Below are 15,744 nucleotides of genomic sequence, written 5' to 3' on the forward strand. Positions count from 1 at the left end.
AAAAATTGGATAAAGCATCATGAATTTGCATGAGTATCAGGCAAAACAACTTTTTGCCGAATATGGTTTACCAGTTTCTCAAGGTTTCGCTTGCGATACACCTGAAGAAGCTGCAGCAGCTGCTGAAAAAATTGGCGGCGATATGTGGGTTGTTAAAACTCAGGTTCACGCAGGTGGACGTGGTAAAGCTGGCGGTGTAAAGCTAGTTAAAACTATCGACGAAGTTAAAGCGTTTGCAGCTAACTGGTTAGGTAAAAACCTAGTTACTTACCAAACAGACGAGAAAGGCCAGCCAGTTGCTAAAATTTTAGTAGAAAGCTGTACAGACATCGCTAACGAACTGTACCTAGGTGCTGTTGTTGACCGTGCTTCTCGTAAAGTTGTGTTCATGGCGTCTACTGAAGGCGGCGTTGAAATTGAAACTGTTGCTGAAGAAACACCAGAACTTATCCATAAAGCTGAGATTGATCCTTTAGTAGGTCCTCAAGCTTACCAAGCTCGTGAGCTTGGTTTTAAATTGGGTCTTAACCCTACACAAATGAAGCAGTTCGTTAAGATCTTTATGGGTCTTGGCAACATGTTCAACGATTTCGATTTCGCATTACTTGAAATCAATCCACTAGTAATCACAGATGAAGGTAACCTTCACTGTCTAGATGGTAAAATCGGTATCGATGGTAATGCACTTTACCGTCAACCTAAAATCCGTGAAATGCACGATCCATCTCAAGAAGATGCACGTGAAGCTCACGCAGCAAGCTTCGAGCTTAACTACGTAGCCCTAGATGGTAACGTAGGTTGTATGGTTAACGGTGCAGGCCTAGCAATGGGTACTATGGACATCGTAAACCTACACGGTGGCAAGCCAGCTAACTTCCTAGATGTTGGTGGCGGCGCGACTAAAGAACGTGTTTCTGAAGCATTCAAAATCATCCTTTCAGATGACAACGTTAAAGCTGTTTTAGTTAACATCTTCGGCGGAATCGTTCGTTGTGACATGATTGCTGAAGGCATCATTGGCGCAGTTAAAGAAGTAGGTGTAACAGTTCCAGTAGTTGTACGTTTAGAAGGTACTAATGCTGAATTAGGCCGTGAAGTACTTGCTAAGTCTGATCTTAACATCATCGCTGCTGAATCATTAACAGACGCGGCTGAAAAAGTTGTTGCTGCTGCGGAGGGCAAATAATGTCTGTATTAATCAATAAAGATACAAAAGTTATCTGTCAAGGTTTCACTGGTGGTCAAGGTACTTTCCACTCAGAGCAAGCGCTTGAGTACGGTACACAAATGGTTGGTGGTGTAAGCCCAGGTAAAGGCGGTCAAACTCACCTTGGTCTTCCTGTATTTAACACAGTACGTGACGCTGTAGAAGCAACAGGTGCAACTGCATCTGTGATTTATGTACCAGCACCTTTCTGTAAAGATGCAATCTTAGAAGCTATCGATGCAGGTATCGAGCTTATTGTTTGTATCACTGAAGGTATTCCTACACTTGATATGGTTGACGTTAAAGTTAAACTAGATCAAACAGGTACTCGTATGATCGGTCCTAACTGTCCAGGTGTTATCACTCCTGGTGAGACTAAGATTGGTATCATGCCTGGTCACATCCACAAGCCTGGTAAAGTAGGTATTGTTTCTCGCTCTGGTACTTTAACGTACGAAGCAGTTAAGCAAACTACAGACGCTGGTTTTGGTCAGTCTTCTTGTGTTGGTATTGGTGGTGATCCAATTCCAGGTACTAACTTTATCGACGTTCTAGAATTGTTCGAAAAAGATCCACAAACTGAAGCAATCGTAATGATTGGTGAAATTGGTGGTACTGCAGAAGAAGAAGCTGCAGAGTACATCAAAGCTAACGTAACTAAACCTGTTGTTTCTTACATTGCTGGTGTTACTGCACCAGAAGGTAAGCGTATGGGTCACGCTGGCGCAATCATCGCTGGTGGTAAAGGTACTGCTGATGAGAAATTTGCTGCATTAGAAGCTGCGGGCGTAAAAACTGTACGTTCACTTGCTGATATCGGTAAAGCACTTAAAGAGAAAACAGGCTGGTAATCAGCGTTTATTCTTTAAAAAAGGCTCGCAATTGCGAGCCTTTTTGTTATCTAAAGTTCAGGTACCTAATTAACCACAGTTTAGCTTAATTAATATGGGTAACTTATATGCTGAAAAAAGCGTACTGATAAGTCTTGGCGTTGCTTATTAATTGCTAACTCATCGCATAAGCCATGAATAGTTTTTTCTACTTGGTTCATAAAGCGACCATAGCCAATTTCATGTTTATTATGCTCAGCTGCCACAATGACAAAATGCAGTGTTTCGACTAATTTATCGGCTTCAAAAAATACTTTCATTTGTGGCGCTGAATCTTCTATATCAAAACTAATTTTTTGTAGCTCTTCATTTCCCTCATTTCGATCTACTTGGCTGTTGCGAATTATTGGCATTGCGCCATTTGCAACCATCGCAGCGTGGGTGAGTTTATTATCTTCACATAGCTGGGTAAATAGTTTTGAAAAGTGAGAGTAGAATGGCTGGTAAGTTTGGCTGTTAATTTCACTTTGAAACTGCGTTTTAATATTACGTGTTATCGGTACCGAAAACGTAACATAGGTCATTTCTGCGTGTGTGCTTGGTATCTCGCATTGTCTTGATTGATAACGAGGATATAAACTTCTTAATTTATAACCGTAACTTTCTTTATTGCCTTTTTCTTTAGCGAATAAATCATAGGTCAAATGCTGATGATCACGTAATTTAAAGCTTGGTTGCTCTACAAATAATTGCTGTTGTAAAAGATCCAAAACTTTTTGTACATTATTATGGAATTGGGCGGAGTGAGCGCGAATATCATCCCCAGTGGCTAAAAACAGTAAGCGAATCTTTTTGCTTTGCTGATCTTCGGTGTAATGAAGTTTATGCGCTTCATGGTAACGAGGATTATAGAAAAACAACATTTGCTTATCGGTTTCAAGTTGATAAGACTCATCATGAAATCGCACGACCGGCAGTTTATCATTGGCGAGTAAATGCACATTGTGAAGTTCATATTCATCACAAGCAGCAAATAGTTGGCGAGCAATACGCTGATAACACGCATTAATATTACTAAAGCTCTTATAAAACTCATCGTTTGGCGTGATTTCAGCTAATAAATAATGGTTTGCTCTAGCATTGCTTGGGATATAAACACGGTGTTGATTTAATGAAGCCATCTTTCGTTCCTGTAAGTTGGGTTTATTTTTATACTATAGAATGCTTTGATGACTTAAATATTGCGCTAAAACAAATTTTGTTCATAAACTATCCCTTATTAAACAAACTTTGTTAATTACCAACATAAACCCGTATCTATTACTGTATGTTACGCTTGGTTTTTGTAATAATGCATTAGTTTTGTTATCACGCAATATACAGAGGTTTATACTCCTATGGCGGAAATCGAGAATCGCCCAAGTAACTTTATTAGAACCCGAATTGATGAAGATTTAGCAAGTGGAAAACATGCCACAACGCATACCCGTTTTCCACCAGAACCAAATGGCTTTTTACATATTGGCCATGCAAAATCAATTTGCCTAAATTTTGGTATCGCCAAAGACTATAACGGTTTATGTAACCTTCGTTTTGACGATACAAACCCAGAAAAAGAAGATATTAACTACGTTAATTCAATTAAAGAAGACGTACAGTGGTTAGGGTTTAATTGGGATGGTGAGATTAAATATTCGTCAAACTATTTTGATGTGCTTTACGGCTATGCAGTAGAGCTAATTGAAAAAGGTTTAGCGTATGTGTGTTTTTTAACAGCCGATCAAGCACGTGAATACCGTGGCACATTAAAAGAGCCAGGTAAGAATAGCCCTTATCGCGATACCTCGGTTGAAGAAAACCTCGCATTATTTGAAAAGATGCGCAATGGTGAATTCAAAGAGGGCGAATGTGTACTGCGCGCAAAAATTGATATGGCAAGCTCATTTATGGTGCTACGCGATCCAATTATTTACCGTGTTCGTTTTGCTAATCATCACCAAACTGCGGATAAGTGGTGCATTTACCCAATGTACGACTTCACGCATTGTATTTCTGATGCGCTAGAAGGTATAACACATTCATTATGTACCTTAGAATTCCAAGATAACCGTCGTCTTTACGACTGGGTTCTTGATAATATCAGCCTTGAGTGCCACCCACAGCAAATTGAATTTTCACGGTTAAACCTTGAATACACAATTATGTCAAAGCGTAAGCTTAATGACTTAGTGGTAAATAACAAGGTAGAAGGGTGGGATGACCCGCGTATGCCAACGATTGCGGGTCTTCGTCGACGAGGTTATACACCGGCTTCAATTCGTGAGTTTTGTTTACGTATTGGTATTACTAAACAAGAAAATATGGTTGAAATGGGTATGCTTGAAGCGTGTATCCGTGATGATTTAAACGAAAATGCCCCGCGTGCTATGGCTGTACTTGATCCGGTTAAAATCGTGATTGAGAATTTTGAAGCCGACACTGTTGAAACATTGTCTGTTGCTAATCACCCAAATAAAGAAGAAATGGGTCGTCGTGATGTGCCTTTTACCCGTGAAATTTTTATTGAACGTGAAGATTTCCGCGAAGAAGCAAACAATAAGTTCAAACGTTTAGTACTTGATAAAGAAGTACGCTTACGTGGCGCTTATGTAATTAAAGCAGAGCGTGTTGAAAAAGACGATAACGGTGAAATTACCACTATTTACTGTACTTACGATCCTGAAACATTGGGTAAAAACCCAAGCGATGGGCGTAAGGTAAAAGGGGTGATTCATTGGGTGTCAGCACCTGAGTCAGTGACGGCGGAAGTACGTTTATATGACCGTTTATTCAGTGTTCCTAATCCTGCAGCAGCAGAAGATTTTGAAAGCACATTAAACCCAGAGTCGTTAGTTGTTATTAATAATGCAAAACTAGAACCTTCACTGGCAAATTCACAGCCTGCGCAAGGTTTCCAGTTTGAGCGTACTGGTTACTTCTCTCGTGATAGTAAATCTGAGAACGTGGTATTTAACCAAACTGTGGGTCTGCGCGACTCATGGGCTAAAATAGATCAGAAGTAATTCTGTTCTATTTTAGACACAAAAAAACCTGCTTTTAGCAGGTTTTTTTATGCAATTAATAAAAATTAACTGTTGTTTTGTGCAAACGCCTTACATGCGTCTTTATCTTCACACTCACCGTATAGGTAAAGAGAGTGGTTAGTTAGCTTAATACCGTTTTCTTCAGCAATCTCGAGTTGACGACGTTCAATTAAGTCATCTTCAAACTCAACAACCTTGCCACACTTTAAACACACTAAGTGGTCATGGTGAGTGCTGCCAGAAAGTTCAAATACAGACTTGCCACCTTCAAAATGATGACGGCTAACAATACCCGCATCATCAAATTGATTTAAAACACGGTAAACAGTCGCAAGACCAATTTCTTCGCCTAGATCTAATAAAACCTTGTAAACATCTTCAGCGCTTATGTGTTGGTTATCTGGAGATTGAAGAATCTCTAAAATTTTAATACGCGGTAAAGTTACCTTTAGCCCGGCTTTTTTAAGTTCCAAGTTATGATCAGTCATTAAATCTGTCTCAATTTTATTTAGTTATACTAGACATCTTGCAAGATGTACTCGTCACAATAACAGTTAGGATAACGTGCCTTTGCAGGAAGTGCAAAGAACAATTGATCTATATCAATATTAACGTGGAAAATGCTAACTGTTTGATAATATTTTAAACAGTTAGCATAAAAAGGGAGGGTTAATCTGCTAACTCACTCAAGCACATTTCATCATATACCTGAGCGCACCATTGTTTAACGCGTTGCTCAGTCAATTCAGGCTGGCGGTCTTCATCAATACCTAAGCCAACGAAATGCTTGTCATCCGCCATACCTTTTGATGCTTCAAAATCATAGCTGTCAGTTGGCCAATGACCAACAACAATAGCACCACGCTCTGTTACGATATCGTTGATCATACCCATTGCATCTAAGAAGTATTCTGCATAGTCTTCTTGGTCGCCACAGCCAAAAATAGCCACTAGCTTACCTTCAAAGCTTACTTCTTCAAGCTCAGGAAAAAAGTCATCCCAATCACACTGCGCTTCGCCATAGTACCAAGTTGGAATGCCGAATAAGATCAGATCAAATTCAGCTATCTCTTCTTTAGAGTTTTTTGCAATGTCATGCACAGCAACGAGCTTTTTACCCAATTCTTTTTGGATCATTTTAGCTACGTGTTCTGTGTTACCTGTATCACTTCCGAAAAAAATGCCTACACTTGCCATGGATTTAAACCTTTTATCTATCAATAGCCAATCTTTCTTGTAAAATTGTTTCGATCAACGCACTACGGCTAATATTTTGTGCATCTGCCATATCACTCAAAGCCTGATACAGCTGTGACGAAACTTTAAATTCAACACGCTTTAAGCCACGTGCTTTATCTCTTTTTATTTGATTACGTTTATTGACCTTTAACTGCATATCCCGTGGAAGGGGATTGGTTTTCGGCCTACCTGGACGTTTCTCGTATTCAAATAAATCAAGCGTTGTTCTATCTGTTTCTGACTTGGCCATGCTTAACCTACACCCGCACCTTGCCAAAATACCTGAATAAGTCCTTTGGCAATAAAGCCAGAACAACCTAAAAAAAGTACCAGCCACACAATATAACGACCAAATTTAGGCACATTGCCGCTTTTCAGTACGTCTTTAATTGCCAAGCCGATAAAAATAAAAATACCTGCTAAGCCAAAATACAACCCTAAGGTATCAAATTCGTTAATAAACTGACTGACCATCGACGTATAACCTTTAAATTAAACGGCGCGTACTATAGCACATAAATCTTTAATTATTTAGTGTGATAAATCAAAAACACGCCACAAAAATAACATTAAACTGCAGTTAAAAAATCATTGATTGCTTTGTTTACAGCCTGTGGTTTTTGGGCATGCAACCAATGACCCGCACCATGGATGATTTTTGCACTTACATTTTTAAACAGCGAATTAATTGCTTCACGGTGCTCAGCTAATATGTAGTCAGAGTCATTACCTTTAATAAACAGAGTTTCGCATAAACAAGAATTATTTGCATTAATGTTGTCGGTAATTGTTGAATATTTATTATCAAGCACTGATAAATTGAATCGCCATACAAATTTCCCTGCATCATTTTTATATAAACTCTTCAATAAAAACTGACGTACTCCTAACTCTTCTATATACGGTTGCATTACTAAATCAGCTTGCTTTCTATCACTAATATCGGCATTTTTTACTGCATTTAATGCCTCAATGATTTGGGTATGACGAGCCGGGTAGCTAACTGGGGCGATATCAAGTACCACTAATTTATTGACCAATTCGCTATGGGTTAATGCAACTTGCATTGCCACTTTACCGCCCATGGAATGCCCTACAAGGTGGGCTTTTTGTATTTTCAATTTCGCCATTAATTCCACAATGTCATTGGCCATGGCTAGGTAATCCATTTCATCACTGTGTGGGGAAAGGCCATGGTTACGTAAATCGACATTGGTTACGCAAAAGTGTTCACTTAATGGTTTTGCAATCACATTAAGGTTTTCTAAAGAGCCAAACAGTCCATGGATCAAAACAACATCAGGACCTTGACCAATTTGTTTGTAATTTAATTGCATAAACGTCTCCCATAATTTTGCCCATAGTTTGCCGAGCATTAACTAAAAAAGCAAAAAATACAGATATTATTTAAACGCTGGATGCAAAATACCTAGCTCTCTGATTATTTGGTCATTATTAATTATATGTTTAGGGTAGCGTGGGTTGTAACTCGCATTTCTAACTGGATTGGGTATATACCCAAACCATCACAAGATACAGAATTCAGCGTTTCACCGGGGCTTAATATCAAGGCGTTAGTTTGCAACAATGGTGATCCCTTTTAAAAATTAACAACGATGAGAGTAAGTTCCTGTGAAACGCCCAGAGGGTTGGTTTAAAAGCGATTTATACTGCGTTATTGGTTTTAGCAATAGAACGACTATTGTTTGCAATCAATGCCTTGCCTAAATCGCTTTTAATTCCAACTGAAACTCGCATCTTGAGGTGATTTGGGTATAATCATATCGAAAGAAAAATGTGACCCGTAATGACAGGAAGAACATGAAACAAATCGACATAGACGACGAGTTATATCAGTACATTGCTAGCAATACCCAGAGTATTGGTGAAAGTGCATCGACTATTTTACGTCGTTTATTAAATCTCAGCGGCGAAAAAATTCACACTACAAAATCAGACACTGATCATAAAAATGAAACTGTTAGTGTGTCTAATCCATCTGAAGAACAACAAGTTGCTGCCGTTGAACAGCCAGCCTCTGTGGCGAAACCGCCGGTAAATAAAAAGAATGCGAACGTATTTAATATTTTAAATAAAGAAGAGCTGGCAATGCAAAAAGGTGTTGTTGGTCGTTTCTTATTTATATTAAGTGCATTTTACCGAACGCACAAAACTGACTTTTCAGCAGTGCTTGATATCAAAGGCCGCGATCGTGTTTATTTTGCGACCAGTAAAGAAGACTTAGTGAATAGCGGTAGTAGTATGAACCCTAAAAACATCACCGATAGTGAATATTGGGTGATGACTAATTCAAATACTACACGTAAAAAAATGATGCTGCATGAAGTTGCACTTAGCTTGGGCTATAGCAATGAGCAAGCTGAAAAAATTCGTGATTATCTTTAAGGAAATACCATGGCAATTCATTCCGGCGCAGGGAAAACTGCACCACAATCGGTTTTAGTGAATGTACCAAAGTTAGTGTCTGCGTATTATTTAAATGAGCCTGATCTAGAGCAAAACCCTGAGCATTGTGTTGCCTTTGGCACCTCAGGGCACCGTGGTTGTGCGTATGATGTGAAATTTAATGAATCCCACATATTATCAATCACCCAAGCTATTTGTGATTACAGAAAACAAAACGATATATTCGGCCCATTATTTTTGGGTAAAGACACCCACGCATTAAGCGAAGCGGCCTTTAACTCAGCGATAGAAGTGCTGGTTGCTAACGAAGTGCAAGTGATCACCCAAGAAAATGGCGACTTCACACCAACACCAGTAATTAGCCACGCTATTGTTAGTTATAATAAAAATCACCCAAATGAATTGGCCGATGGCATTGTCGTTACTCCGTCTCATAATCCTCCTGAAGATGGCGGGTTCAAATATAACCCACCTAATGGCGGTCCTGCAGATACAGATGTAACAAAATGGATTGAAGATAGAGCCAATCAGCTTTTAATGGAAGACTTAGTTGAAGTAGAACTGTTTCCATTTGCTAAAGCGTCGCGTTCTGGTTTTATCCGCTATGAAGATTTAATGACACCGTACATCAATGATCTTGAAAACATTGTTAATTTAAAAGCGATTAGTGATGCTGGTATTAAAGTAGGTATCGATCCATTAGGTGGTTCAGGCATTAACTTTTGGCCAGTGATTGCGAAAAAATATAATCTGGATTTAACCGTTGTAAATGACAGTGTTGATCCGCGTTTTGCATTTATGCCACTTGATAAAGATGGCAAAATTCGTATGGATTGCTCATCACCTTATTCAATGGCGAATTTAATTGCCCTTAAAGATGATTTTGATCTATCGATAGGCAATGATCCTGATTATGACCGTCATGGCATAGTAACACCTGATGGATTAATGAATCCAAATCACTTTTTAGCAGTAGCCATTGATTATTTACTAACGCATCGTGACTGGGAAGCCAGCGTCGAAATTGGTAAAACCCTCGTTTCTAGCTCAATGATTGATAAAGTCACTGAGCGTAATAAGCGTAAAGTAAAAGAAGTACCCGTTGGTTTTAAATGGTTTGTTGAGGGGCTAAATAAAGGCAAATTGGCTTTTGGTGGTGAAGAAAGCGCAGGGGCAGCTTTTTTACGTTTTGATGGCACCGTATGGTGTACAGACAAAGATGGCTTTATCATGGGGCTACTTGCTGCTGAAATTCTTGCAGTTACAGGTAAAACACCGTCTACGTTATATAAAGAACTAGAGCAAGAATTTGGTGCACCAATTTATAAACGTTTAGATGCGCCAGCGACGCCTGAGCAAAAATCACGTTTAAAAGCGCTCAGTGCTGACGATGTTAAAGCCGATACCTTAGCCGGTGAGCCAATTATGCAAAAGCTTACTCATGCGCCAGGTAATAATGCAGCAATTGGTGGATTAAAAGTAGTAACTGAAAGTGGCTGGTTTGCAGCGCGTCCGTCAGGTACTGAAGATATATATAAAATATATCTAGAATCATTTAAAGGCGAAGAGCATTTAGCCTTATTAGAAAAAGAAGCTAAAAAACTGGTTGATTCAGTAATTAGCTAATCTGCAATTAAAATTAAAAACGGCTGATTTATTCAGCCGTTTTTGTATCTACAATTTATAAAACAAAAAGGGCTTTATAGTGATGTCAGCCACTTCAGAATATATTAATCAATTAAAACAAGATGGTGATTTTTTAACGCTTTCTCGAAACCATGAATGGCATTTGGATGCAGGCCAATTTACTCTTAATAATAATACGCAAGTAACCGTGCATGATACCGGTGTAATTGAATTTGAGCCTGATTGTATAACGTCAAAGAATGTGGTGCTTTCAAGTGCAATTCATGGCAATGAGACAGCCCCTATAGAAATTTGCGATGAACTGATTAAACACATTATTAGTGGAAAACTTGAATTACAACAACGGGTTTTATTTATTTTTGGTAACCCTCAGTCAATTAATATTGGTAAACGCTTTGTAGAAGAGAACTTAAATCGCTTATTTAATGGGCACCACACTGTTGATGGCATCGCGATGAACGACGAACGTATTCGTGCTGCAAAACTTGAACAGTACGTTAGCGATTTTTATGCACGCTCAGAGCAGGACACGTATCGCTGTCATTATGATTTACATACCGCTATTCGTGGTTCTAAAAATGAGAAGTTTGCTGTTTACCCATTTTTACATGGCAAGCCTTGGAAAAAGTCGCAACTGCAGTTTTTATTGAGTTGCGGAGTTAATACGGTATTAATGATGAAATCACCCGCTACCACGTTTAGCTACTATTCATCGTTTGTGCATGGGGCTGATTCGTTTACCGTTGAGCTTGGCCAAGTAAAACCCTTTGGTGAAAACGACATGTCGCGCTTTGCAAAAACCAAGCAAACATTAACTGCATTAATTAGTCAAAAAGAAGTGGAATACCCTAAATTTAATGCAAGTGACTTTGAGTTGTTTTCTGTTCATCGCACAATTAACCGCACAGAGCAAAACTTTAGCTTCCCGTTTTCTGATGATGCCGAGAACTTTACAGGCTTTGCAAAGGGTGAGCTTTTAGCAACTGATGGTGATAATGCAATTTATGCGGACGTAGAAGGGGAAGCGATTATTTTTCCTAACGCACAAGTTGCTATTGGACAACGTGCACTATTAACGGTTGTGCCTATGCAGGTGGATAGTCGTTTTAGCTAATTCAACACATCAGACCACTTGTTATGAAAGTTTAACCAACTGATTAATAAGTGGTTAATTATATGTATAGTTAACTTGCCAGTTATTTGCTCAATATTTACTTTTGTTTGGTCACAGTTTTGTTGAATAACACTTTACGTTAACGTAAAGTGTTGGCAGCTTTAATTAAATACAGTGCAGATGTTGCAAAGTTTATTCAGCAACAATCACCCATAATAATAATTTAAAGGGGCACTGTGATACCGACAACAAGAGAAGGTAGGTTATGAGTAATCCCAATAACGTATCGCTGAATATTAACCATGAGCTTGAGTTTATCGACGGTCACGCGCTTAATATTCCAACCCTTAGTATTTTAACTGAGGACGGCGACATTCATCCTAGTGCTCCTGCACCTGACATTTCTAAACAAACCGCTATTAAATTATACGAAACCATGCGTTTTATTCGTTTATTGGATGAACGTATGCAGGGTGCTCAACGCCAAGGCCGTGTTAGCTTTTACATGCAGTGTTTAGGTGAAGAAGCGGCGGTAACAGCCTCTGCGGCAGCCCTTGATCAAGATGATATGATTATGGCGCAATACCGTGAGCAAGCGGCGTTGCACTACCGTGGTTTTACGCTTGACCAATTTATGAATCAGATGTTTTCTAACGAACTAGATCTTGGTAAAGGCCGTCAAATGCCGATCCATTACGGTTCTAAAGCACTTAACTACATGACAATTTCATCGCCATTAGGAACTCAAATCCCACAGGCCACCGGTTATGCTTACGGTCAAAAAGTAAAACATATCGATGCTAAAACAGGTGAACTAGCAAGCACTATTGATAACGTCACCATTTGTTACTTTGGTGAAGGTGCCGCTTCAGAAGGTGATTTTCACGCAGGTCTTAACATGGCTGCAGTGCACAAGGCACCGGTTATCTTTTTTGCACGTAACAATGGTTATGCTATTTCTACCCCAGCTGATGAACAATTTAAAGGTGATGGTATTGCATCGCGTGGCGTAGGGTATGGTATTAAAACCATACGTGTTGATGGCAGCGATGCACTCGCTGTTTATGCAGCAACTAAAAAAGCCCGAGAAATTGCAGCAACCCAAGGTGAACCTGTACTTATTGAATCGATAGCTTATCGTTTAGGCGCGCACTCAACGTCAGATGATCCTAGTGGCTACCGTTCAAAAGATGAAGAAGCAAACTATAAAGCGTGCCCAATAGAGCGCTTTAGAAAATGGCTAGTAAAACAAAACTGGTTAGATGACGCAGAAGATATAAAAGCGAAAGAAACAATTCGTGATGATATTTTGGCGGCACTTAAACGCGCTGAAGTAATTGATAAACCAGCCTTAGAAGAGCTGATTTCTGATGTGTACGATACACCAATTCCATCTTTACAACGCCAATATGATGAGCTTAAAACACATATAAAAGCCCATCCTGATGCCTACCCAACAACAGCAGGGAGAATTAAGTAATGGCTAAAATGAACATGCTACATGCAATTAATTCTGCTTTAGATATCACTATGAATGAGCACCCTCAAGCGTGTATTTTTGGTGAAGACGTTGGTTATTTTGGCGGTGTTTTTAGAGCAACATCAGGTTTACAAGAAAAATACGGTAAGCACCGAGTATTCAACACGCCGCTTACAGAGCAAGGCATTTTAGGTTTTGCTAACGGATTGGCCGCATTTGGTGCACCAGCGCTTGCTGAGATTCAATTTGCTGATTACATCTTTCCTGCGTTTGACCAAATAGTGAATGAATCTGCTAAGTTTCGCTACCGTAGCGGTAATGAATTTAACGTAGGTAATCTAACAATACGAACACCTTACGGCGGCGGTATTGCTGGTGGTTTGTATCACTCGCAATCGCCAGAAGCATATTTTGCTCATACGCCAGGGTTAAAAATTGTCGTGCCGCGTAATCCTTATCAAGCTAAAGGCTTACTTCGCGCATGTATTAAAGACGATAATCCAGTGCTATTTTTTGAGCCAAAACGTTTATATCGTGCATCTACGGGTGAAGTGCCAGAAGAAGATTACAGCATTGAACTAGGTAAAGCTGAGGTAGTTCAAGAGGGCACTGACGTTACTTTATTGGCGTGGGGCGCACAAATGGAAATCGTAGAAGCAGCCGCTAAACAAGCCAGTGAGCAAGGTATTAGCTGTGAGGTGATTGACCTTCGCAGTATTCTACCGTGGGATGTTGAAACGATTGCTAAGTCAGTGACAAAAACAGGTCGGCTTATTGTTAGTCATGAAGCGCCTATTACCAATGGTTTTGGCGCTGAAATTGCGGCAACTATCGCTCAAGAGTGTTTCTTACATTTAGAGTCGCCTATTTTACGTGTCTGTGGTTTAGATACACCATATCCGCTGGCGCTAGAAAAAGAATATGTTCCAGATGCATTGAAAGTAATGGCCGCAATTAAACAATCAGTGAACTTTTAGAGGTTTCCATGGCTAAAGATTTTATATTACCTGACATTGGTGAAGGCATTGTTGAATGCGAAGTAGTCGAATGGCTGGTACAAGAAGGCGATACAGTAAAAGAAGATCAGCCTATTTGTGATGTGATGACAGACAAAGCCTTAGTACAAATTCCTGCTGTACACGATGGAGTGATCACTAAGCTGCATTGCAAAAAAGGCGATATTGCTAAAGTGCATGCGCCGTTATTTGCGATGGATGTTGCCGGGGAAGCACCCAGTGAAGAGGCTGAAACACCATCTGCACCAACATCTACTCGTGAACATTTAGAAGATTTTATCTTACCCGATATTGGTGAAGGTATCGTTGAGTGTGAAATTGTTGAGTGGTTAGTGGCAGAAGGTGATGAGATTGAAGAAGATCAAGCTGTTTGTGATGTGATGACCGATAAAGCGTTAGTACAAATACCGGCTAAATATACCGGTACCGTACAAAAGCTATATTATAAAAAAGGTGAAATTGCCAAGGTACACAGCCCGTTATTTCAAATGACCATAGCAGGTCAAGCTGCAAAGGAAGATGTTGATGTTAATAATGCGGTTGTTAAAGCACAAAGTAATGCAACTTCCGATACGCCCGATAAACAAACGCAACCACAAACTGCAGTAATTAACCAAAAAGCAGTTGCATCGCCTGCGGTTAGACGCAAAGCGCGTGAGCTTGATGTTGACTTAACCTGTGTGCCAGGCAGTGGTAAAAATGGCCGTATTTATAAACAAGACATTGAAGCATTTATAAAAAATGAAGTGCCATCTGGTATGGATACTTCTGAGCTTAATAAACCACAAGCTTCTGAGAGTAAAAAAACCAGCAGTACTGAACATACAGCGAGCACAGGTGGAACGCGAACAGAAGCGATTAAAGGCATTAAAGCGGCCATGGCAAAACAAATGGTAGCGTCGGTTTCAACTATTCCACATTTTACCTACAGTGATGAAATTGACTTAACTGATTTAATTGCACTTCGAACTGATCTGAAAGAGCAATATAAAGCTCAGGGCGTTAAGTTAACTATGATGCCGTTTTTTATTAAGGCGTTATCGTTGGCAATGAGCCAATTTCCAGTACTTAACTCAAAAGTAAATGATGATTGTAGCGAAATTACTTACTATGACGATCATAATATTGGGGTTGCGGTAGATTCTAAAGTGGGCTTATTAGTGCCTAATATTAAAGCTTGTCAAACTAAAAGCATTGTAGAGGTTGCTAACAGTTTAACTCAGCTTACTGATTCTGCTCGCGAAGGGCGAGTTGCACCTGATGATTTAAAAGGTGGCACTATTAGCATTTCTAACATTGGTGCAATTGGCGGCACTATTGCAACGCCAATCATAAATAAGCCAGAAGTCGCGATTGTTGCACTTGGAAAATTACAGCACCTTCCACGCTTTGATCAGCAAGGGCAGGTGGTTTCACGTGCAATTATGCAAGTAAGCTGGTCAGGTGATCATCGTGTAATTGATGGCGGCACGATAGCGCGCTTTAATAATTTATGGAAAGAATACTTAGAGCAGCCAGCTAAAATGATGATGGCAATGCGCTAATTCTTTTTGATGATTTATTAAAAAACTATTTAAAACCAGCATAAAGCTGGTTTTTTTCTTTAATAAATTTATATTATTAATTAAGATACAAATGTAACCAAATAGGTAACACTGTACGCCCTTTAGGGAATATAAAAAATAACATTAAGGAAATTTT

Annotated in this window: 15 protein-coding genes; 9 read left to right on the top strand and 6 right to left on the bottom strand. The window is 39.5% G+C overall.

The features are described 5' to 3' along the window. Positions 1-19 precede the first annotated feature (19 nt). The gene (gene sucC / locus PUND_RS09430) at positions 20-1,186 is read left to right on the top strand and encodes an ADP-forming succinate--CoA ligase subunit beta (protein WP_008464053.1); all 1,167 of its coding nucleotides are present in this window, start codon (positions 20-22) and stop codon (positions 1,184-1,186) included. Then, the gene (sucD, locus tag PUND_RS09435; protein ID WP_010390118.1) at positions 1,186-2,058 is read left to right on the top strand and encodes a succinate--CoA ligase subunit alpha; all 873 of its coding nucleotides are present in this window, start codon (positions 1,186-1,188) and stop codon (positions 2,056-2,058) included. Before sucC ends, sucD begins: the two co-directional genes overlap by 1 nt. Before the next feature lie 89 nt (positions 2,059-2,147). Here the strand turns inward: sucD and PUND_RS09440 are convergent, their stop codons facing one another. Continuing rightward, positions 2,148-3,218: a DUF3083 family protein gene (locus PUND_RS09440; protein ID WP_010390116.1), complete on the bottom strand. Its 1,071-nt coding sequence runs from the start codon at positions 3,216-3,218 to the stop codon at positions 2,148-2,150. Positions 3,219-3,434: 216 nt separating this feature from the next. Between PUND_RS09440 and glnS the strand changes: the two genes are divergently transcribed. Further along, entirely contained in the window at positions 3,435-5,099 is a 1,665-nt protein-coding gene (glnS, locus tag PUND_RS09445; RefSeq protein WP_010390115.1) for a glutamine--tRNA ligase, read from the top strand. Positions 5,100-5,164: 65 nt separating this feature from the next. Here the strand turns inward: glnS and fur are convergent, their stop codons facing one another. From fur to PUND_RS09470, 5 genes are all read right to left on the bottom strand, one after another. Next, on the bottom strand, positions 5,165-5,608 hold the full coding sequence (gene fur / locus PUND_RS09450) for a ferric iron uptake transcriptional regulator (protein ID WP_010390113.1): 444 nt from the start codon (positions 5,606-5,608) through the stop codon (positions 5,165-5,167). 181 nt (positions 5,609-5,789) lie between these two features. Then, on the bottom strand, positions 5,790-6,317 hold the full coding sequence (gene fldA, locus PUND_RS09455) for a flavodoxin FldA (RefSeq protein ID WP_010390112.1): 528 nt from the start codon (positions 6,315-6,317) through the stop codon (positions 5,790-5,792). Between the two features lie 13 nt (positions 6,318-6,330). Further along, positions 6,331-6,609 carry a LexA regulated protein gene (gene ybfE, locus PUND_RS09460; RefSeq protein ID WP_008113775.1) on the bottom strand — a complete coding sequence of 93 codons (279 nt, stop codon included), beginning with the start codon at positions 6,607-6,609 and terminating at the stop codon, positions 6,331-6,333. Positions 6,610-6,611: 2 nt separating this feature from the next. Continuing rightward, positions 6,612-6,833 carry a DUF2788 domain-containing protein gene (locus tag PUND_RS09465; RefSeq protein WP_008113777.1) on the bottom strand — a complete coding sequence of 74 codons (222 nt, stop codon included), beginning with the start codon at positions 6,831-6,833 and terminating at the stop codon, positions 6,612-6,614. Between the two features lie 95 nt (positions 6,834-6,928). Next, on the bottom strand, positions 6,929-7,696 hold the full coding sequence (locus tag PUND_RS09470) for an alpha/beta fold hydrolase (RefSeq protein ID WP_010390111.1): 768 nt from the start codon (positions 7,694-7,696) through the stop codon (positions 6,929-6,931). A 484-nt stretch (positions 7,697-8,180) separates the two neighbouring features. Here PUND_RS09470 and seqA point away from each other — a divergent pair, with 484 nt between their 5' ends. The 6 genes from seqA (at position 8,181) to PUND_RS09500 (ending at position 15,587) form a co-directional block, all read left to right on the top strand. Next, complete coding sequence (seqA, locus tag PUND_RS09475; RefSeq protein ID WP_010390110.1) at positions 8,181-8,765, top strand: replication initiation negative regulator SeqA; 585 nt, start codon at positions 8,181-8,183, stop codon at positions 8,763-8,765. A gap of 9 nt (positions 8,766-8,774) precedes the next feature. Then, positions 8,775-10,412: a phosphoglucomutase (alpha-D-glucose-1,6-bisphosphate-dependent) gene (gene pgm / locus PUND_RS09480; protein WP_010390109.1), complete on the top strand. Its 1,638-nt coding sequence runs from the start codon at positions 8,775-8,777 to the stop codon at positions 10,410-10,412. Positions 10,413-10,494: 82 nt separating this feature from the next. Further along, on the top strand, positions 10,495-11,547 hold the full coding sequence (gene astE / locus PUND_RS09485; protein ID WP_010390108.1) for a succinylglutamate desuccinylase: 1,053 nt from the start codon (positions 10,495-10,497) through the stop codon (positions 11,545-11,547). A gap of 265 nt (positions 11,548-11,812) precedes the next feature. After that, a complete protein-coding gene (locus PUND_RS09490) occupies positions 11,813-13,027 on the top strand; it encodes a thiamine pyrophosphate-dependent dehydrogenase E1 component subunit alpha (protein ID WP_008466734.1) in 1,215 nt (404 codons plus the stop codon). Beyond that, positions 13,027-14,004 (top strand): alpha-ketoacid dehydrogenase subunit beta, encoded by a 978-nt coding sequence (locus tag PUND_RS09495; protein ID WP_010390106.1) that lies wholly within the window; start codon positions 13,027-13,029, stop codon positions 14,002-14,004. Before PUND_RS09490 ends, PUND_RS09495 begins: the two co-directional genes overlap by 1 nt. 8 nt (positions 14,005-14,012) lie before the next feature. Continuing rightward, positions 14,013-15,587 carry a dihydrolipoyllysine-residue acetyltransferase gene (locus PUND_RS09500; RefSeq protein ID WP_010390105.1) on the top strand — a complete coding sequence of 525 codons (1,575 nt, stop codon included), beginning with the start codon at positions 14,013-14,015 and terminating at the stop codon, positions 15,585-15,587. Positions 15,588-15,744: the final 157 nt, after the last annotated feature.

The organism is Pseudoalteromonas undina (genome assembly GCF_000238275.3).
Lineage (GTDB): Bacteria > Pseudomonadota > Gammaproteobacteria > Enterobacterales > Alteromonadaceae > Pseudoalteromonas > Pseudoalteromonas undina.